The sequence below is a fragment of the Streptomyces sp. 4F14 genome (genome assembly GCF_048159485.1).
In the GTDB taxonomy this organism is placed as follows: domain Bacteria; phylum Actinomycetota; class Actinomycetes; order Streptomycetales; family Streptomycetaceae; genus Streptomyces.
This window is the reverse complement of record NZ_JBLRVY010000006.1, coordinates 425,739-445,266: the sequence shown is the minus strand read 5'-3', so window position 1 is coordinate 445,266 and position 19,528 is coordinate 425,739. Positions and strand designations below refer to the sequence as shown.

General features: G+C 72.0%; 17 protein-coding genes. 5 read left to right on the top strand and 12 right to left on the bottom strand.

Annotation, left to right across the window (positions count from 1 at the left end):
* Positions 1-21 precede the first annotated feature (21 nt).
* The 3 genes from ACLZOT_RS13320 to ACLZOT_RS13310 all read right to left on the bottom strand — a co-directional run bounded on the left by ACLZOT_RS13320 (position 22) and on the right by ACLZOT_RS13310 (position 4,899).
* Entirely contained in the window at positions 22-2,169 is a 2,148-nt protein-coding gene (locus ACLZOT_RS13320; protein WP_416969075.1) for a nitrate- and nitrite sensing domain-containing protein, read from the bottom strand.
* A gap of 270 nt (positions 2,170-2,439) precedes the next feature.
* A complete protein-coding gene (locus ACLZOT_RS13315) occupies positions 2,440-4,326 on the bottom strand; it encodes a protein kinase domain-containing protein (protein WP_416969045.1) in 1,887 nt (628 codons plus the stop codon).
* Between the two features lie 138 nt (positions 4,327-4,464).
* Positions 4,465-4,899: an ATP-binding protein gene (locus tag ACLZOT_RS13310; RefSeq protein ID WP_416969044.1), complete on the bottom strand. Its 435-nt coding sequence runs from the start codon at positions 4,897-4,899 to the stop codon at positions 4,465-4,467.
* Between the two features lie 133 nt (positions 4,900-5,032).
* Between ACLZOT_RS13310 and ACLZOT_RS13305 the strand changes: the two genes are divergently transcribed.
* Together ACLZOT_RS13305 and ACLZOT_RS13300 are read left to right on the top strand one after the other, a co-directional pair.
* The gene (locus tag ACLZOT_RS13305; RefSeq protein ID WP_416969074.1) at positions 5,033-5,257 is read left to right on the top strand and encodes a DUF397 domain-containing protein; all 225 of its coding nucleotides are present in this window, start codon (positions 5,033-5,035) and stop codon (positions 5,255-5,257) included.
* 52 nt (positions 5,258-5,309) lie between these two features.
* Positions 5,310-6,227: a helix-turn-helix domain-containing protein gene (locus tag ACLZOT_RS13300; RefSeq protein WP_416969043.1), complete on the top strand. Its 918-nt coding sequence runs from the start codon at positions 5,310-5,312 to the stop codon at positions 6,225-6,227.
* A gap of 22 nt (positions 6,228-6,249) precedes the next feature.
* Here ACLZOT_RS13300 and ACLZOT_RS13295 read toward each other — a convergent pair whose 3' ends face one another.
* The gene (locus ACLZOT_RS13295) at positions 6,250-7,071 is read right to left on the bottom strand and encodes an SAM-dependent methyltransferase (RefSeq protein WP_416969042.1); all 822 of its coding nucleotides are present in this window, start codon (positions 7,069-7,071) and stop codon (positions 6,250-6,252) included.
* 187 nt (positions 7,072-7,258) lie between these two features.
* On the opposite strand from ACLZOT_RS13295, the gene ACLZOT_RS13290 reads away from it, so the two are divergent.
* The 3 genes from ACLZOT_RS13290 (at position 7,259) to ACLZOT_RS13280 (ending at position 9,520) form a co-directional block, all read left to right on the top strand.
* Positions 7,259-7,927 (top strand): helix-turn-helix transcriptional regulator, encoded by a 669-nt coding sequence (locus ACLZOT_RS13290; protein ID WP_416969041.1) that lies wholly within the window; start codon positions 7,259-7,261, stop codon positions 7,925-7,927.
* 33 nt (positions 7,928-7,960) lie between these two features.
* Complete coding sequence (locus ACLZOT_RS13285) at positions 7,961-8,938, top strand: threo-3-hydroxy-L-aspartate ammonia-lyase (RefSeq protein WP_416969040.1); 978 nt, start codon at positions 7,961-7,963, stop codon at positions 8,936-8,938.
* A gap of 219 nt (positions 8,939-9,157) precedes the next feature.
* On the top strand, positions 9,158-9,520 hold the full coding sequence (locus ACLZOT_RS13280) for a cupin domain-containing protein (RefSeq protein ID WP_416969039.1): 363 nt from the start codon (positions 9,158-9,160) through the stop codon (positions 9,518-9,520).
* 1 nt (position 9,521) lies between these two features.
* Here ACLZOT_RS13280 and ACLZOT_RS13275 read toward each other — a convergent pair whose 3' ends face one another.
* The 8 genes from ACLZOT_RS13275 to rhaI form a co-directional block, all read right to left on the bottom strand.
* Positions 9,522-10,871: a vWA domain-containing protein gene (locus ACLZOT_RS13275; RefSeq protein WP_416969038.1), complete on the bottom strand. Its 1,350-nt coding sequence runs from the start codon at positions 10,869-10,871 to the stop codon at positions 9,522-9,524.
* The gene (locus ACLZOT_RS13270) at positions 10,868-11,725 is read right to left on the bottom strand and encodes an AAA family ATPase (protein WP_416969037.1); all 858 of its coding nucleotides are present in this window, start codon (positions 11,723-11,725) and stop codon (positions 10,868-10,870) included. Before ACLZOT_RS13270 ends, ACLZOT_RS13275 begins: the two co-directional genes overlap by 4 nt.
* Positions 11,726-11,763: 38 nt before the next feature.
* Positions 11,764-12,423 (bottom strand): LutC/YkgG family protein, encoded by a 660-nt coding sequence (locus ACLZOT_RS13265; protein WP_416969036.1) that lies wholly within the window; start codon positions 12,421-12,423, stop codon positions 11,764-11,766.
* Positions 12,420-13,889 (bottom strand): LutB/LldF family L-lactate oxidation iron-sulfur protein, encoded by a 1,470-nt coding sequence (locus tag ACLZOT_RS13260; protein ID WP_416969035.1) that lies wholly within the window; start codon positions 13,887-13,889, stop codon positions 12,420-12,422. Before ACLZOT_RS13260 ends, ACLZOT_RS13265 begins: the two co-directional genes overlap by 4 nt.
* On the bottom strand, positions 13,886-14,641 hold the full coding sequence (locus tag ACLZOT_RS13255) for a (Fe-S)-binding protein (RefSeq protein ID WP_416969034.1): 756 nt from the start codon (positions 14,639-14,641) through the stop codon (positions 13,886-13,888). The genes ACLZOT_RS13260 and ACLZOT_RS13255 overlap by 4 nt, the downstream gene beginning before the upstream one ends.
* A gap of 112 nt (positions 14,642-14,753) precedes the next feature.
* Positions 14,754-16,142 (bottom strand): rhamnulokinase, encoded by a 1,389-nt coding sequence (locus tag ACLZOT_RS13250; protein ID WP_416969073.1) that lies wholly within the window; start codon positions 16,140-16,142, stop codon positions 14,754-14,756.
* 56 nt (positions 16,143-16,198) lie between these two features.
* Positions 16,199-18,238: a bifunctional aldolase/short-chain dehydrogenase gene (locus ACLZOT_RS13245; protein ID WP_416969033.1), complete on the bottom strand. Its 2,040-nt coding sequence runs from the start codon at positions 18,236-18,238 to the stop codon at positions 16,199-16,201.
* Between the two features lie 60 nt (positions 18,239-18,298).
* The gene (rhaI, locus tag ACLZOT_RS13240) at positions 18,299-19,459 is read right to left on the bottom strand and encodes an L-rhamnose isomerase (RefSeq protein ID WP_416969032.1); all 1,161 of its coding nucleotides are present in this window, start codon (positions 19,457-19,459) and stop codon (positions 18,299-18,301) included.
* Positions 19,460-19,528 lie beyond the last annotated feature (69 nt).

Here is a 19,528-nt window from a genome sequence, read left to right as displayed (position 1 = left end):
GCACGCCCCGGCCCGTACCGCTCAGTCCTTCGCGGGTTCCTTCTTCGCGGACGCCTTCCTGCGCCCCCAGCGCGGCCGCAGCAGGGAGCGTTCCACCTTCTCCTGCGTGTCGTCGGAGGGCGTGTGGTCGCTCCACGACTCGTAGCCGGCGAACGGGTCCTCGGCCACCCGCTGAGCCGGGATCTTGCGGCGCAGGGTCAGCGTGTCGGAGTCGGGAAGGGTGTGGTCGGTGACCGTCACCGGGAGCATGACGAGGGACGTCGTGCCCGACCGGGCGGCGGACGGCCGCAGCTGGACCCGGATGCCGTGACGGTGGGCGAGCCGGCTCACCACGAACAGGCCCATGTGCTGGGAGGCGGTCGCGTCGGGGGCCGGGGGATCGGCGAGCTTGCGGTTGATCGTCGCGAAGTCCTCGGGGCGCAGCCCGATGCCCTGGTCGTGGATCTCGACCATGACCCCGCCGTCCGGCAGCCGGGTCGCCAGGACCCGCACCGGCGCCTTCGGCGACGAGAACGACGTGGCGTTCTCCAGGAGTTCGGCCAGCAGGTGCACCAGGTCGGTGACGGCCGGGCCGCCGATCTCGACGTCCGGGACGCCCGCCAGCTCGATCCGCTCGTAGCTCTCCACCTCGGAGGACGCCGCCCGCACCACGTCCACCAACGGCAGTGGCCGGTCCCAGAGTTGGCCGGGCCGCTCGCCGCCGAGGACGAGGAGGTTCTCCCCGTTGCGCCGGACCCGGGTGGCGAGGTGGTCGAGGCGGAAGAGGTTCTCCAGTTGCTGCGGGTCCGTCTCGTGGTCCTCCAGCTCGCCGATCAGGGCGAGCTGGCGCTCGACGAGGGACTGGTTGCGGCGCGAGAGGTTGGTGAAGATGGCGTTCACCTGACCCCGCAACCTCGCCTGGACGGCGGCGAGTCGGGCCGCCTCGCGATGGACGTGGTCGAAGGCGCGGGCGACTTCGCCGATCTCGTCCGTGGAGGTGATCGGGATCGGCCGCACCCGGGGGTCGACGGTGTGCGGGTCGTTCTGCGACAACCGGCCGATCAGCTCGGGGAGTTGACGCTCGGCGATGTCGATCGCGGAGGCGCTCAGGGAGCGCATGCCCCGGCTGGTGAGGCGGGCCATCCACGCCGCGAACAGGAACGCCAGCAGGATCGCCGCCAGCACCAGAGCGCCGGTCAGGATCGCGTCGTCACGCGAATCGTCCGCGATGGCACGGGCGTTGGTGAGCGCGCTGTCCACCAGCTGCACCTGGACGCTGCGGTAGGCGTCGAAGCCGAGCGTGGAGGACGCGAAGAACGACTCGGCGGTGATGCCTTCTTCGGCGAGGTCCTCGATGGACGCCCCCGTGGAGATCCGCTCGACCATCGTGGCGATCGTCGGCGGCGCCACGTACGTCCGCCCGGCGGCTTTCGCCTCGGCCTCGGCCTGCGCGTTGCGCTCCTGCCCGCGCGCCTGCGCCGTCGCCAGGGCCTGCTGGAGGCGGGTCGTGTCGTCGGGGGTGCCCGCCGCCGCGTATTCGAGCAGCGCGACCTGTTCGAGGTAGGCGTACGAGCTGAACGCGCTGAGCTGGGCGGCGAGTTCGCCCCGGGCGAGCTTGTCGCGGTCGCCGACCAGGAGGTGGGTGCCGATGGACCGGATCAGCGACTCGGCGGCCTGCGTGAGGGAGATCGCGTACAGGGAACGGCCGAAACTGGACTGGTTGGAGCGGCCGTAGCCCAGCTCGTTGGACATCTCCATCAAGGGGTGCTGGACGGCGTAGTAGCTCTCCTCGGTCTGCACGCCCGTCGTCTGCGCGGTGAACGCGGCGGCCCGCACCTGCGGCAACTGCCGCTCCCCGGCCCGCACCAGGGCGACCCGGCGGATCAACCGGCCTTCCTGCGGCATCCGTTCGACGGCCTCGGCGAACGCCTTCGCGTCCGCGTCGGTCACTCTGCGCGCCTCGGCGACGACCGCCGCGTCCCGCTGGCCACTGAGCAACGGGACGACGGAGACGTCCCGTTCGTTGATCGCGTCGCTCGCGTACTGGCTGGCGGCGCGCACGAGTTCGGCCACCCGGACCGCGTCGTCGGCGGCCCGCCAGGTCTCCAGCGAGTCCCGCACCCGGATCCCGCCGAGAACCAGGGTCACGAGCACCGGGAGCAGCAGCACGGCCCGAAGCCGCCTGGCCACCGGCCAGTTGCTGGTGAGCGGCGTCCTCGCGGGCTTCTCCGCGGGCCCTCTCGTGGGCTCGGCCGCCGGGGCGTCGGCTGAGGTGTTCGGCAAGTGCGTCCCATTCGGTTCCGAGCCCGCACACGTCCGGGCAGGGTGGGGCGGGGCTCGATCTGATCTGGCCAATTCTTAGCATCGAGCGATCGCCGGTGTTCATCGTTCGGCCCAAGCCGTCCAAGTTTCACACAGCCCGGTCGATCTCCACGACCGGCGTGTCACGTCGGAGGACCGTCAACCGGAGCGCAGCGCTCCCCACGTCGCCCGGTCCACGGAGCCTGTCACACCCAGATCCGCCGCGTCCTGGAAACTGCGTACCGCGGCCTCCGTGCCTGGCCCGAAAGTGCCGTCCTCGCCGCCGACGCCGTATCCTCGCGCGACCAGCAGACACTGCGCCTGCTTGACCTTCTTGCCGCTGTCGCCGGGGCCGACCGGGCCGTTGCCCGAGTAGTAGGCGCAGGTCGCGGGATGGGGATCGGGGTCGGTGGACGGGGACTCCACGCCCGGCGTGGGGCCCGGGTCGACGGCGCCGCCGCTCGGGCCCGCCGAGGGGGTCGGCACGTCGGGCACGGAGCCTTCGCCGGCCGAGCCGTCGGGGGTGGGCGCGGAGGAGCTCTCGCCGCCGTCCGTGCCGGGCCGCGAACCGGCGCGGTCGCCGGAGATGGTCTTCGTGCCGCTCGGCGTGCCCGACGAGGACGCCGCGCCCGGGCCCGGGGTGCCGTCGGTGGTCACGACGCTGTTCCTCGGCGGGGCGGCGGACGCGGGGCTGCCGGGGCGGGTCAGCACGAACGTGCCGGCCGCGACCGCGCACAGGGAGACGCCGGTGGTGGCGATGATGAGCCGCTTGCGGCGACGGCGGCCGGGTCCGGCGAGGAAGGGCTTGGCGGCGCCGGCTCCTGTCTCTCCTGAAGTGCCGTTCGAGTCCGGCGAGTTGCCCTCATGCTCCGGTTGCGGGGAGGCCGGCTCCGCCAACTCCCCTGACTCCGCGGCCCTGTACGCCGACTCCCCGGGCTCCGCGGCCCCGTACGCCAGCGACCCCGGCGTCTGTGCCACCCCGCTGTCCGCGACCGGCGGGATCACCACGGCCTCCGGCGCCGGGCGGCTCAGCGGGCCCGGCGGGGGCGTCGCGCCGAGCGGCGGGCGGTGGCCGCGCGGGCGCAGGAGAGGCACCAGCGCCACCGGCATGTCGTGCAACACGTCGTACGCCTCGCGCAGTTCACGGACCCGGGTGCGCAGCGGCTCGGGCCAGTCGGGGGAGGTGACGTGGGGTGCGGCGGACGCGGTCAGCGCGGCCGGGGTGGGGCGCTCGGCGGGGTCCTTGGCGAGGCAGGAGGCGAGCAGGGCGCCGAGGCCGGGGTCGGCGGCCGTCACCTTCGCGAGGACCTCCGCGTCGGGCTCCTCGAACGCCACGCGGTGCATGACGTCCACGCCCGTGCCGTCCCCGAACGGGGCGCGGCCCGCGGCGGCGTAGATGAGCGTCCCGGCCAGCGAGAACACGTCGGAGGCGGTGTCGCAGTGGCCCGTGCGCAGATACTCCGGGGACATGTACGCGGGCGTGCCGACCCGGTTGCCCGTGCCGGTGATCGCGCTGACGTCGACCGCCTTGGCGATGCCGAAGTCTATGACGTGCGTCCCCCGGTCCGAGAGCAGCACGTTGGACGGCTTCAGGTCGCGGTGCACGACATGCGCCTCGGCCAACACGCCCAGCGCCTCGCCGAGTTCGGCAACAAGGCGCCACACGGCGGCCGTCGGCAGCGCGCCGTCCTCGCGGACCGAGTCGGCGAGGTCGAGGGACGGGATGTACTCCGTTGCCATCCACAGGAGTTCGGCCTCGAAGCCGGTGCCCCGTAAGCGCGGCGCGCGAGCCGTGCGGATCCGGTCGTGGACCAGCGCCTCGCGCTCGAACCGGCGGCGGAAACGGGGGTCTTCGGCGTACTCGGGCCTGATCACCTTCACCGCGAACAGCCCGGGTCCGTCGTCGGCGGCCCGCCCCAGGTACACCCGGCCCATGCCGCCGCTGCCGAGCAGCGCGAGAGTCGCGTACGGACCGACGCGGTCCGGGTCGCCGGGCCGCAGCGGCTGCGCGCCGGTCCGCCGGAGGGCACCGGCCTCGTTCGTCACCGGACCCGGTGGGACCGGTCGCTGGTCTGACACAGATCAACCCCGAAGTGATGTTCGCCGTACGTCAGTTCGTCTGGGACGGGAAGTACGAGGCTAGCCCAGTACCGGCAGCTGACGCCGGTGATCGGGGCGATCGGATCAGGCCGGACCGCGGGTCGGGAGCATGGCCCAGACGGTCTTGCCCACAGGCGCGCGTTTCGTCCACCCCCAGTGCTGCGACAGCGCCTCGACGATCCTGAGCCCCCGGCCGTGCTCGACGAGCGGATCGGCCGTGTGCGGGTACACGGGGACGTCGTCGCTGCGGTCGGTGACCGCGCACATCAGATGCGTACGGCGCAGGGTGAGCCGGACGCGTACGTCACACGTATCCGCGTGCGGGAGGGCGTGCAGCACGGCGTTGGCGGCGAGTTCGGTGACCACCGCGACCGCGTCGTCGACGTCGAGGCGGTGCTCCAACTCCCAGTCGTCCAGCGTGCGGTGGGTGAAGTCGCGGGCCTCGGCGAACCCCTCCCGGCTGCCTGTGAGATCCAGGGTCGCGGACTTCGCGGTGGGGAACGGGGCGCGTGGCGGCACGGCTTCTCCCTGGGACGACGTCAAGTCGGGGCTCTGGCACACCGGTTGTCGGCCTGTCTATTATCCACGGTGTCGATGGCCGCGTGCAATTTCACGGGAAATTGCCCTCACCACCCAGGAGGCAGCCGTGCCGGTGGAGAACGGAGTACGGGCGAGCTCGCTGGACGCCCGCTGGACCAAGAGCCGCCACAGCAACGCGACCGGCAACTGTGTGGAGGCAGCGGCCCTGCCCGGCGGTTCCGTCGCCCTGCGCAACTCCCGCGACCCCGACGGCCCCGCGCTCGTCTACACGCCGGACGAGATCGCGGCGTTCCTCGCGGGCGTGAAGGACGGCGAGTTCGACCACTTGATGGGATAATCCGGTCGGAAAAGCACGGCCTCGTCATGTGCCCGGCCCTGAGGAGTTCAGGATGTCCGCGGAGTCACCTCGCGTCTCCCGCCTCGCACCGTATCTGAACCGGCAAGAGCCCGCGCCGACCCTGCTGAAGACGCTGGTCGGCCTCCAGCTCGCCGGAATGCGCGAGGACAAGGGCCTCGCCCAGGAGGAGGCGGCCCGCGCCGCCGGGTTCTCCCCGGCGAAGCTCTCCCGCATCGAGTCCGGCAAGGGCCGCAAACCGCCCGCCGAGACCGACGTACGCCTCCTGCTGCGGCTCTACGACGCCGAGGAGTACGAGGCGAGCGTCCTGCTCCAACTCCTGCGCCGGGCGGGCGAACCCGGCTGGTGGCAGCGGTACGACAAGCGGCTCATGCCCGAGTGGTTCGACCGGCTCGTCGGCCTCCAGGAGGGCGCCACCGCGATCCGCACCTTCGAGATCCAGTACGTGCCGGGCCTGTTGCAGACCCCCGCGTACGCCCGTGCCGTCGTCGAACGCGGGCTGCCCCGCGCCCCCTCGCGCGAGGTCGAGCGCCGGGTCGACCTGCGGATGCGGCGGGCCGAACTCCTGCACCGCCCGGACGCGCCCGCGCTGTGGGCGATCGTCGACGAGTCCGTGCTGCTGCGGGTGATCGGCGGGCGGGACGTGATGCGCGAGGAGCTGGCCCACCTCGTCGAGATGGCCGGGCGCCCCCATGTCACGCTCCAGGTCGTCCCGTTGGACGGCGCGGTCGCCTCCGCACCGCCCCTGCCGGTGACCTACCTGCGCTTCGGCGGCGTCGACCTGCCCGACGTCGTCTACCTGGAGCACCTCGCCGGAGCGGTCTTCGTGGAGGCGCAGGAGGAGACCGAGGAGTACCGGGCGGCGCTGGACCGGCTGGCGGACCAGGCCCTCGACCCCCGTGACTCGCTGGGGCTGCTGAGACAGGTGATGGCGGAGCGCTACCCCGGATAGCGGACGGCCCGGCCGGCGGGGTTCAGGACGGGATCCGGCCCACTCCGCCGAACTCGATCCACTCCAGGGTCTGCTGGCGCGGCGCGACCTCCGTGTCCGGGCGCCAGGTGGACACCTCCAGCAGGCCCGGTTCCAGGATCTCCAGGCCCTCGAACCACGCGGCGACGTCCCGCTCCTGGCGCACCCGGCCCCAGTGCCCCTGCGTCGCCTGGTCCATGAAGTCCGTGACGAACTTCCGCACCTCCGCGTCCTCGCTGACGAGCTGGCACATCACCAGGAAGCTGCCGGGCGCGAGCCGCTCGACGACCCTGCGGACGACGGCGTCGGGACCGTCCTGCTCGTCGTCCGGGATGCAGTGGAACACCGAGTTGAACAGCACGGCCACCGGCTGGGAGAAGTCGATCAGGCGCTCGGTGTCGGGGTGGGTGAAGATCTCCTCCGTGCGCCGCAGGTCCGCGTGGATGACGGCCGTGCGCCCGTCCTCCTCCAGCAGCGCACGGCCGTGCACGAGGACCATCGGGTCGTTGTCGACGTACACCACGTGCGCCGCCGGGTCGACGCGCTGGGCGACCTGGTGGACGTTGTCCTGCGTGGGCAGGCCCGAGCCGTGGTCCAGGAACTGCCGGACGCCGTACTCGCGCGCGAGCGTGCGGACCACCCGCTGGAGGAAGCGGCGGTTGTTCAGCGCGAGGGCGCGGGTGCTCGGGACGACCTTGTCGAGCTGTTCGCAGGCCGCTCGGTCCGCCGCGTAGTTGTCCTTGCCGCCGAGGTAGTGGTCGTACATCCGGGCCGCGGTGGGCACCGCGGCGTCGATGTCCATGGACAGGCGTTCACCGGGCCGCATGAGGCTCCCCCCAGGTCGGCTCCGCCGGGGCGCGGAGGCGAACTCATCGTAGGGAAGCGGGAATCGGGGGCGCCAGGGGTCCGTCGGGGGTTCGCCGGGGGTTCGGGCCGTGGGGGTTCACTCGAAGGTGGACTGTTCGTCCAGGCTCTGGATGTGTAGTCTAAATGGCGGAGAGGAGGGCGGAGGGATGGCGGGAAGCGGGAGCAGGGACGCCGAGCGGGACGCGATCCTGGCGGCGCTGCGGCCGGTCGTCGAGGGGCTCGTGGCGACGTTCGGGCCGGTGTGCGAGGTGGTGCTGCACGACTACCGGCGCCCCGAGCGCTCCGTGGTGGCGGTCGCGGGTGAGGTCACCGGGCGTGTGGTGGGGGCCGCGATGAGCGAGATCGGGCTGCGGGTGCTCGCCGGGGGAGACAAGGCGTCGGACGACCTGAACTACGTGACCCGCACGGTCGGGGGCAAGATGGTGAAGTCGTCCACGATGGTGCTGCGGGACTCGGGCGGCTCGGTCTTCGGCGCCCTGTGCGTGAACGTGGACATCACCGAGGTCGCCAAGGTGCAGACGCTGCTGGGCGCGCTCGCCGGACCGGCCGTGCCGGTGGCGCAGACGCCGGTGACGACGTTCGAGCACGACATCGACTCCGTGGTGGACGTCCTAGTCGACACGCACCTTCCCGCCCGCGAGGGGACCTGGTCCGACCTCGACCGCCCACGCCGCCTCGAACTGTTCCGGAGCCTGGACGCGCGAGGGGTGTTCGCCGTCCGGCACTCCGTGGAGCAGGTCGCGACCCGGCTCGGGATCTCCAGGGCCTCGGCGTACAGCTATCTGTCGCAGGCGAGAGCGGAAGAGTCTCGCTGAATGCACGTGACCGACTTGAGAGGTGGACCACCGATGACGACCACAGCCCTGCCGATCAGCTTCGACGACGTCCGGGAGGCCGCCGCCCGCCTCGACGGCGTCGCGCACCGCACCCCGGTGCTGCGGTCCCGGACGCTGGACGAGCGGGTCGGCGCCGAGGTGTACCTGAAGTGCGAGAACCTCCAGCGGATCGGCGCCTTCAAGTTCCGGGGCGCCTACAATGCGGCCTCCCGGCTGCCCCCGGAGCAGTTGGCGCGGGGCCTCGCCGCGTACTCCTCCGGCAACCACGCCCAGGCCGTCGCCCTCGCCGCCCGCGAACTCGGCACGACGGCCGTCATCCTCATGCCGGAGGACGCCCCGCGCTCCAAGCTGGAGGCGACCGCCGGGTACGGCGCCGAGATCGTCCTGTACGACCGGTACACCGGTGACCGCGAGGCCATCAGTGAGGCCCTCGCCGCCGACCGGGGCCTGACCCTGATCCCGCCCTACAACCACCCCCACGTGATGGCCGGCCAGGGCACGGCCGCGCTCGAACTCGTCGAAGAGGCCGGCGCGTTGGACGCCCTGCTGGTGCCGGTCGGCGGCGGCGGGCTGATCGCCGGGTCCGCCACCGCCGTGAAGGGGCTCGCGCCCCGCGCCCGGGTGATCGGCGTGGAGCCGGAGGCCGGGGACGACACGAAGCGGTCCCTGGAGGCCGGTCACCGCGTCAGCGTCCCGATCCCGCGCACGATCGCCGACGGACAGGCCCTGGACACGCCGGGGGAGCTGACCTTCGCGGTGATCCAGCAGCTGGTCGAGGCCGTGGAGCTCGTCTCGGACGACGAGATCAGGGCGGCGATGCGGTTCGCGTTCGAGCGCCTGAAGATCGTGGTCGAACCGAGCGGGGCGACTCCGCTGGCGGCGCTGCTCGCGGGACGGGTGGAGGGGCTGACCGGCAAGGTCGGGCTGATCGTGTCGGGCGGGAACGTGGACGCGGAGCGGTTCGCGGCGCTGTGCGGGGGAGGGGCGTGAGGGGGCTTCTGTGGCGATGCCGGTCCGGCGGCCCCGATGACGCCGGTTCCCCGGCACCCCCTCCGTAACGCCGGTTCCCCGGCAGCCCCTCCGTAACGCCGGTTCCCCCGAATGGCGGACCCCGCTGGACAGGCGGACCATGGAGAGGTAGGGCCGGAAGCGGAGGCCGGGGGGCCGGTCCCGGCCGTGATGTTGGCGTGGCCGGAAGGGAGGAGCGTCATGCTGGAGACGAAGACGCTCGACAAGCCCGACGAACGGCGCGATTTCCCGCGCGGTCACCTCGAAGCCGTCCACCTCACGGGGCTCGACTTCGCCGTGGCGACCTTCGAACCGGGCTGGCGCTGGTCCGAGTCGGTGGCCCCCCTCGCGGGCACGGACAGCTGCGAGATCCACCACAACGGTTACGTCGTCCAGGGCCGTATGCACATCCGGATGGACGACGGAGGCGAGGGCGAGGTCGGCCCCGGCGACGTGTTCGTCTGCCCGCCCGGGCACGACGCGTGGGTGGTGGGCGACGACCAGGTGATCGTGTACGACTTCGCGGGGTCGATGGCGAAGGAGTACGCGAAGGCGGACCAGTAGGTCAGACGGGGAGCAGTCGGCTGACGAGTTCGCCGAGCTGGCGGGCGGTGCGGCACTCGTGCATCGCGACCAGCTCGGCGTACTCGGGGGCGGCGGAGTCCCCCGTACCCCAGAGGGAGCGGGGCTCGGGGTTCAGCCAGTGCACACGCCGCGCGCGGTCGGCGATCTCGCGCAGGGCGGGCAGGTTCGGGTCGCTCATGTTGGTGCGGGCGTCACCGAGGACGAAGACGGTCGTGCGGGGGGTCAGCGTGAGGGCGTACCGCTCGGCGAACTCGCCCAGGGCGACGCCGTAGTCACTGCTCCCGTGCCACCGGGTGAGGTTCGCCGACGCCTGGATGGCCGCGCCGAGCCCCGCCGGGTCGGCGGCGCCGTGCCGCAGGAAGCCGGTCACCTCGTCGACGCGGTTGACGAACGCGAAGACGCGGACCTTCGAGAACTGGTCGTGGAGGGCCTGCACGAGCAGCATCGTGAAGTCGGAGAACCCCGACACGGACCCGGACATGTCGCAGAGCAGGACCAGTTCGGGCCGCACGGGCCGCCGCCGGCGCAGCACCGGACGGACGGGCACCCCGCCCGTCGACAGCGAGGCCCGCAGCGTACGCCGCAGATCGATCGTCCCCCGCGACGCACGCCGCCGCCGCGCCGCCAGCCGCGTCGCGAGCTTGCGCGCCAACGGCTGCACCGTACGCCGCAGTTCGGCCAGCCGGTCGCGCCCGGCGTACAGGAAGTCCACCCGGTCCGCGGTGGGCGCGACCGCGCGCCGCGCGATCATCTCCCGCCCCCGCCGCTCGGCCACCCGGCGCCGCGCCTCGGCGGCGACCAGGCCCCGGAACTCCTCGATGCGCCGCCGGAGTTCGTCGTCGAGGAGCCGGCCGGTGAACCCCGAACCGCCGCCCCGCGAGCGCACATCGTCGCGGACCCGCGCCAACAGGGTCTGCGGGCGCAGCCGTTCGAGGGTCTGGTGCGCCGACCAGCCGTCCGAGCCCGGCGAACTCCCGTACCCGCCGAGGCCGTCGACCGCCTCGACGGCCAACTGCCCCAGCGCCACCGAGTCGTCGTCCGCGAGGGCCCGAGCGAGCCGGTCCCGCAGCGACTCCCGGTCACCGGGCACCCCGCCGGGCGCCCCGACGGAGCGCGGGAAGTACAGGTCGAACACGGCGTCGAACACGGCCCGTTGCCCCGGCGTGTGCAGCAGGGTCGCGGCGAGCCCCTCCCGCAGCACCTCCCGGTCGTCGAACCCGAGCACGGCCACCGCCTCGGCCGCGTCGACGGTCTCGCCGGTCCCGACGGACACCCCGTGCTCGCGCAGCACGCCGGTGAACGCGGCCAGCCGCGCCGCGACGTCGTTCACACCGAGTCCAGGTCGAGCTTCGCGGCGGCCTTGAGGATGTCGTCCTGGTGCTTGAGGACGACCCCGAGGGTCTCGCGCACGACGGTCTCGTCCAGCGTGTCCGCGCCGAGCGCGAGCAGGGTCCGCGCCCAGTCGACGGTCTCCGCGACCGAGGGCGCCTTGCGCAGGTCCATCGCCCGCAGCGCCCCCACGACCCGGACGACCGACGAGGCGAGCGCCTCCTCGACGCCGGGCACCTTCAGCCGGACGATCCGCCGCTCCAGTTCCTCTTCCGGGAACCCGATGTGCAGGAAGAGGCAGCGCCGCCGCAGCGCCTCGGACAGTTCCCGGCTGGCGTTGGAGGTGAGGACGACGAACGGCCGGTGCGTCGCGGTGACCGTACCCAACTCCGGGACGGTGACCTGGAAGTCGCTGAGCACCTCCAGGAGCAGCCCCTCCACCTCGACGTCCGCCTTGTCGGTCTCGTCGATCAGCAGCACCTTGCGCGCGTCCCCGCGGATCGCCGTCAGCAGCGGCCGGGGCAGGAGGAACTCCTCGCTGAAGATGTCGGTCCGCGCCTCGTCCCACGACTCGTCGCGCCCCGCGCTGATCCGCAGCAGTTGCTTGGCGTGGTTCCACTCGTACAGCGCGCGGGACTCGTCGATGCCCTCGTAGCACTGGAGGCGGACCAGTTCGGCGCCGCCCACCGCCGCGACGGCCTTCGCCAGCTCCGTCTTCCCGACCCCCGCCGGACCCTCGACGAGCAGCGGCTTGCCGAGGCGGTCGGCGAGGAAGACGGTCGTGGCGATCGCCGGGGAGGCGAGGTACCCGGCCTCGGCGAGGCGGGCGGAGACGTCGTCGACGGACGTGAACAACGGGGCCTCCGACGGGGGAGCGGTGCGGACGGACCCCCCTATCTAAGCGCTTGTTCACTCCCCTTGTCACTGTCCACCAGGATCACCTCCAGCGTCCGGGGCCCGTGCACCCCCTCCACGCGGTCCAGCTCGATGTCACTCGTCGCCGAAGGACCCGAGATCCACGTCAACGGCCGCAGCGGATCGAGCCGTTCGAGCGCCTGCGGTACGGACGACACGACCTGGTCCGGCACCCGGACGACGCAGATGTGGTGGTCGGGGACCAGCGTGATCCGGCGTCGCCCCTGGTCGGGGCTGCCGTCGAGGACGATCGTGCCGGTCTCGGCGATGGCGAGCGCGCACGCCGTGACGACACTGGCGACGCGATCCAGCTCGTCCGGGGTGCTGCTCTCGACGTCCTCGACCCGCTCGACGTCGGACGCCGAGAGCCACTCGGCGTCCAGTCCGGGCGGGACCACGACGTGCCGGGAACCCCGATCGGCCAGCAATCGCACAATCAGACCAGGCAGCTCTTTGGAGTCCGCCCGGTGCACGATCGCCCGGTAGTCCGCGAGGTTCTCCGCCAGCAGCTCCACACACTCCGCCGGGCTCAGCCCCCCGTGCTCCCGCAGATACCCCCGCTCGATCGGCGCGTCATCGACCGCCACCTCCGCGAGAGCGCGCCGCACCCGCCCCAACACCCGTTCCCTGCTGCTCACTTCGCGCCCCCTCGGGTCCGCTGCCACCAGTCACGGAACGGCTCGACGGGCACCGTCGGCAGATCCCGCGTCCCGCTCCACGCCTTGCCGGGCCCGGGCAGCGTCCGCGGATGGAACCGCCGGCTCCGCGAGGCGACCCGCTGCCCCGCCCGCAACGCGCCCGCCCGTCCGAACGCCCACCCCGCCGCCCGCATCGCGGCCCGCTCGGCGGCATGCCCCTTCGCGGGCTTCAGCACGACCCGGTTCCCCTCCCGCACGACGGGCCCGCCCTGCACGACCCGCTCCCGCAGATGCACCAGCACCTCGGGAATGTCGATCGCGACCGGGCACACCTCGTAACACGCCCCGCAGAGCGACGACGCGTACGGCAGCGAGGCGTCGATCTCGCTTCCCGTGCCCCGGAGTTGAGGACTGAGGATCGCCCCGATCGGCCCCGGATACACCGACCCGTACGCGTGCCCCCCGGCCCGCTCGTACACCGGGCACACGTTCAGGCACGCCGAGCACCGGATGCACCGCAGTGCCTGCCGTCCGACCTCGTCGGCGAGGGTGTCGCTGCGGCCGTTGTCCAGCAGGACCAGGTGGAACACGCGCGGCCCGTCGCCGTCCGTCGTACCCGTCCAGGTGCTCGTGTACGGGTTCATGCGCTCGGCCGTCGAGGAGCGCGGCAGGGTCTGGAGGAAGACCTCCAGGTCCCGCCAGGTCGGGACGATCTTCTCGATGCCGACGACCGAGATCAGCGTCTCGGGGAGGGTCAGGCACATCCGGCCGTTGCCCTCGGACTCGACGACGACGAGGGTGCCGGTGTCGGCGACCATGAAGTTCGCGCCGGAGACGCCGACCTTGGCCCGCAGGAACTTCTCCCGCAGGTGCAGCCGGGCCGCCTCGGCGAGTTCGGCGGGCGTGTCGGTGAGGCCCTCGGGGGCGGGGCGGCCCCACTCGCTCATCTCGCGCTCGAAGATGTCCCGGATCTCACCCCGGTTGCGGTGGATCGCCGGGACGAGGATGTGCGAGGGCCGGTCCTTGCCCAACTGGACGATCAGCTCGGCGAGATCGGTCTCGTAGGCGTGGATGCCCTCCGCTTCGAGCGCCTCGTTGAGGCCGATCTCCTGCGTGGCCATCGACTTGACCTTGACGACCTCGGTCTCGCCGGTCTCCTTGACGAGTTGGGTGACGATCGCGTTCGCCTCGGCGGCGTCGGCCGCCCAGTGCACAATCCCGCCCGCAGCCGTGACCGACTCCTCCAACTGGACCAGATACCGGTCGAGTTGGCGCAGCGTGTGGTCCTTGATCCGCTTGCCGGCCTCGCGCAGCTCCGCCCAGTCCGACACCTCGGCGACCGCCTTCGCGCGCTTGGCGCGGATCGTGTGCGTGGCGTGGCGCAGGTTCCCGCGCAGCGTCGTGTTGCCGACGGCCTCCTTCGCGGCCACCGGGAACGCCGGCATCCCTACGAACGTTCCGCTCATACGGCGGGTTCCTCCTCCGTGCTCGCCAGGATCTCCGCGATGTGCACCGGCCGCATGCCGGTCTTGAGCCGGGTCATCGTCCCCCCGATGTGCATGAGACACGAGTTGTCGGCGGCGCACAGCACCTCCGCGCCGGTCGCGGCGGCGTTGCGGACCTTGTCCGCGCCCATCGCCGCCGAGACGTCGGAGTTCTTCACGGAGAAGGTCCCCCCGAACCCGCAGCACTCGTCCGCGCCCGGCAGCTCCATCAGTTCAAGTCCCTTGACGGCCTTGAGGAGTTGGTACGGCCGCCCGCCGAGCCCGAGGCTGCGCAGCCCGTGACAGGTCGGGTGGTAGGTCACGGTGTGCGGGTAGTACGCGCCCACGTCCGTCACCCCCAGCACGTCCACCAGGAACTCCGTCAGCTCGTACGTCTTCGGTACGACCGGCGCGAGCACCGCGGCCAGGGAGTCCCCCCGGCCCTCCGCCCGGGCCCGCTCGCCCATCCGGGGATACAGTTCCCGGACCATCGCCCCGCACGATCCGGACGGGGTGACGATCGCGTCGTACCCCCCGAAGACATCGGAGAACTTCCGGGCCAGCGGTTCCGCCTGATGCCGGTACCCGGTGTTGTAGTGGGCCTGCCCGCAGCACGTCTGCGCCATCGGGAAGTCCACCTCGACGCCCAGTCTGGTCAGCAGCTTCACCACGGCCCGGCCGGTGTCCGGATACAGCGTGTCGTTGACACAGGTCAGGAACAGAGCGACACGCATCGCGGCTCCTCGTGGTCAGTCATCGGATGAGTGCAGAGTAGTCGGAGACGAGCGCGGAGGGGAGAAGGGGTGGGGCGCGGTCCCCGGGATGCGCGCCCCACCCCCGGTACCCTCACCGCCCCCCGAGCCGCTCCTGCGCCTCGCGCCACCGGTCCGTGCCCCCCTGGGGCTCGTACCGGGTGAGCGGCAGGCTCTGGACCAGCAGGCGCCGCATGTCCGCACGGTCGCCCACCAGCCCGTGGGCGCGCGCCTGGACCAGCACGTTCCCCAGCGCGGCGGCCTCCGTCGGCCCCGCCACCACCGGCAATCCGCAGGCGTCGGCGGTCAGTTGGCACAGCAGCGCGTTACGGGTCCCGCCGCCGACGACATGGACGACGTCGACGGGGTGGTCGGCGAGCCGCTGGGCGTCCTCGATCGCCCGCCGGTGCGCGAGGGCCAGGGAGTCGAGGATGCAGCGCGTGATCTCCCCCCGGGACTCCGGGACCGGCTGCCCCGACGCCCGGCACGCCTCGGCGATCCGCTCCGGCATCCGCCCCGGCGCGAGGAACGCCGCGTCGCCCGCGTCCACCACCGACCGCAGGGCCGGAGCGGCGGCGGCCTCCCGCAGGAGCGCCCCCAGATCCGGTTCGCCCCAGGCCCGTACGCACTCCTGGAGCAGCCACAGCCCCATGATGTTGCGCAGGTAGCGGACCGTGCCGTCGATCCCCAGCTCGTTGGTGAAGTTCGCGGCCCGGCTCTCCTCGCTCAGCACGGGCGCGTCCAGCTCCAGACCGGCCAGCGACCAGGTCCCCGTGCTGATGTACGCGAACCGCTCGCTCCCGGCGGGGACGGCGGCCACCGCGGACGCGGTGTCGTGCGAGGCGACGGCCGTCACCGGGACGGGGCCGGTGAGCCCCGTCTCCTCCAGCACGGCGGGCAGCAACTCCCCGGCGTGGTCGCCGGGTTGCCGCAGGGGCGCGAACAACCCCAGGTCGACACCGACCCGTTCGGCGACCTCGGCCGACCAGTCCCGCGTCCGGGGATCGATCAACTGGGTTGTCGAGGCGTTGGTCAGCTCGGTGCCCTGCTCCCCGGTCAGCCAGTACGCCAGCAGGTCCGGGATCAGCAACAGCCGTGAGGCGTGCGCGAGTTGATCGGACCCCTGCGCCGCCACGAGCTGGTACAGCGTGTTGAAGGGCGCGTACTGCAACCCGGTCGCCGCATACAGCTCGGCGGCCGGAACCGACGCCCACACCTTCTCGGCGATCCCCTCCGTACGGGAGTCCCGGTAGTGCACGGGGTTGCCGAGCAGCACCCCGTCGGCGTCCAGCAGCCCGTAGTCCACGGCCCAGCTGTCGATGCCGACGGAGTCGACCTGCCCGGCCGCCTTCAGCCCGTCCAACACCCCGGCGTACAGGGCGAGTACGTCCCACCGCAGCCCCTCCGGCAGCCGCACCGGCCGGTTGGCGAACCGGTGCACCTCCGTCAGCTCCAGCGACTCCGGACTCACCCGGCCGGCCATCACACGCCCACTGGACGCGCCCAAATCGACGGCGGCGTACGCCTTCTGACGCCCGCTCACCGCAGGAACGCGGCGGCCACACCCGCGTCGACCGGTACATGCAGCCCTGTGGTGTGCGTCAACTCCCCGCCCGTCAGCGCGAACACGGCGTTCGCGACGTGCTCGGGCAGCACCTCGCGCTTGAGGATGGTCCGCTGCGCGTAGAACTCGCCGAGCTTCTCCTCCTCGATGCCGTAGGTCGCCGCCCGCTGGGCACCCCAGCCCCCGGCGAAGATCCCGGACCCGCGGACGACCCCGTCGGGGTTGACGCCGTTGACCCGGATCCCGTGCTCACCCAACTCGGCCGCGAGCAGCCGTACTTGGTGGGCCTGGTCGGCCTTGGTCGCCGAGTACGCGATGTTGTTCGGCCCGGCGAAGACGGAGTTCTTCGAGGCGATGTAGACGATGTCCCCGCCGATCCCCTGCGCGGTCATCACCCGCGCCGCCTCCCGCGACACCAGGAACGAGCCGCGCGCCATGATGTCGTGCTGGAGGTCCCAGTCCTTCGCCGAAGTCTCAAGGAGGGGCTTCGAGATGGAGATCCCGGCGTTGTTCACGACCAGATCCACACCGCCGAACGCGAGCACGGCGGCCTTGAAGGCGGAGGCGATCTGCTCCTCGGACGTCACGTCGACCGTGACCGCCACCGCCTTGTCGGAACCGCCCAACTCCTCTGCCACGGCAGCGGCGTTGTCGCCGTTGAGGTCCGCGACGACGACACAGGCGCCCTCGGCCACCAGCCGCTCGGCGATCGCCTTCCCGATCCCGCTGCCGGCCCCGGTCACCAGCGCCACCCGGGTCGCCAGCGCCTTCGGCTTCGGCATCCGCTGGAGCTTCGCCTCCTCCAGCGCCCAGTACTCGATCCGGAACTTCTCCGACTCCTCGATCGGCGCGTACGAGGAGACCGCCTCGGCCCCGCGCATCACGTTGATCGCGTTGACGTAGAACTCCCCGGCGACACGGGCGGTCTGCTTGTCCTTGCCGAAGGAGAACATCCCGACGCCCGGGATCAGCACGATCGCCGGGTCGGCGCCGCGCAGGGCGGGGGAGTCGGCGTCGGCGTGCCGCGCGTAGTAGGCGGCGTACTCCTCACGGTACTCGGCGTGCAGCTCCTTGAGCCGGGCCACCGCGTCCTCCAGCGGCGCGGCCGGCGGCAGGTCCAGGACGAGCGGCCGGACCTTCGTGCGCAGGAAGTGGTCGGGGCAGGACGTCCCCAGCGCGGCCAGTCGAGGGTGCTCGGCGCGCGCGAGGAACTCCAGCACCGGCGCCGAGTCGTCGAAGTGCCCGACCTGCGGCTTGTCCTGCGACGCGAGCGCCCGTACGTACGGCGCGAGGGCGGCGGCCCGCTCCCGCCGGCCGGCGTCCGGGAGAGCCTCGTACCCCTCGATCACGGGACCGAACGGCTCGGCCTTGCCGCGCGAGGCGAGGAACTCCTCGGCGGTACGGATGATGTGCAGCGAGTTGCGCTCGCACTCCTCGGCCGTGTCGCCCCAGGCGGTGATCCCGTGTCCGCCCAGGATCACGCCGATGGCCTGCGGGTTGGCCTCCTTGATGGCGGCGATGTCGAGGCCGAGCTGGAACCCGGGCCGCCGCCAGGGCACCCAGGCGACGGTGTCGCCGAAACACTCGGCGGTCAGCTTCTCCCCGTCGGCCGCGCAGGCGAGCGCGATCCCGGAGTCGGGGTGGAGGTGGTCGACGTGCGCGGCGTCGACGAGGCCGTGCATGGCGGTGTCGATGGAGGGCGCGGCACCGCCCTTGCCGTGCAGGCAGTAGTCGAACGCGGCGACCATCTCGTCCTCGCGCTCGACACCGGGGTACACGTCCTTCAGGGCGTGCAGCCGGTCGAGCCGCAGCACGGCGAGCCCCGCCTCGGTCAGCGTCCCGAGGTCGCCCCCGGACCCCTTGACCCACATGAGCGGCACGTCGGTCCCGGTCACGGGATCGACGGCATCGCCCTTCGCGGACGCGTTGCCACCGGCGTAGTTGGTGTTACGAGGATCGGCACCGAGCCGACGCGACCGAGCGATGAGGGCAGCAGCCTCGGGATGAACGCTCACGGATCTTTCCTTAGCTTTCTGGGGAGAAGGGGACTGTTTCTTACGTCGGCTGTCGGAGGCTCAGGCCCCCCACCCGGCCTGCTGCCCACCCACACGCTCCGCCACGATCTTCTCGGCCCACCCGGACCGCGCGTACGCCGCGATGGGGTCCCCGTCCAGCCCCATCTCCTCGCGCACCTCCCGCAGCAGCGGCCGCACGTCCGTGTTGAACGCGTCCATCAGCACCGCGTTCGCCGCCAGTACATCCCCGGCGACCTGGGCCGCGCCCAGTGCCTCCCGGTCGACCAGCAGCGCCTTCGCCGTGGCCTCCTGGACGTTCATCACCGACCGGATGATCGCCGGAATCTTCGCTTCGAGGTTGTGGCACTGGTCGAGCATGAACGCGACGTCGGAGGTGAACCCCCCGCCCCGGGACACCTCGTACATGATCCGGAACAGCTGGAACGGGTCCGCGGCCCCCACCATCAGGTCGTCGTCCGCGTAGAACCGCGAGTTGAAGTCGAACCCGCCGAGCTTCCCCTCGCGCAGCAGCAGCGCGACGATGAACTCGATGTTGGTGCCCGGCGCGTGATGCCCCGTGTCGACGACGACCTGGGCCTTGGGCCCGAGCTTGAGGCAGTGCGCGTAGGCGGTGCCCCAGTCCGGGACGTCGGTCGTGTAGAAGGCCGGCTCGAAGAACTTGTATTCGAGGAGCATCCGCTGGTCGTCGCCGAGCCGCTCGTACACGGCGGCCAGCGCCTCAGCGAGCCGGTCCTGCCGGGCAACGATGTCGTCCTGCCCCGGATAGTTCGTCCCGTCGGCGAACCAGAGCTTCAGATCACGGGACCCGGTGGCGTCCATGATGTCGATGCACTCAAGGAGATGGCCGACGGCCTTGCGCCGTACGGCCGCGTCCGCGTGGCAGACGCTGCCGAGCTTGAAGTCGTCGTCCTGAAACGTGTTGGAGTTGATGGCCCCGAGCTTGAGGCCCCGCTCCTCGGCATGTTTCGCAAGTGCCGCGTAGTCCTCGACCTTGTCCCACGGAATGTGGAGGGCGACGGTCGGCGCCACGCCGGTGAACGCGTGGACCTGGGCGGCGTCGTCCAGCTTCTCCCAGGGCGTGCGGGGAACCCCCTGCTGGGCGAACACCTTGAAGCGGGTCCCGGAGTTCCCGTACGCCCACGACGGCGTCTCGACGGCCTGGTTCTTCAGTGCGGACTTCACCGCGGCGAGATCGGTCACTTCGGGCTCCAGAGGCAGGCGTCGGATGAAACGATTCAGAAGGGGAAGCTATGAGCACGTCGGGGGAGT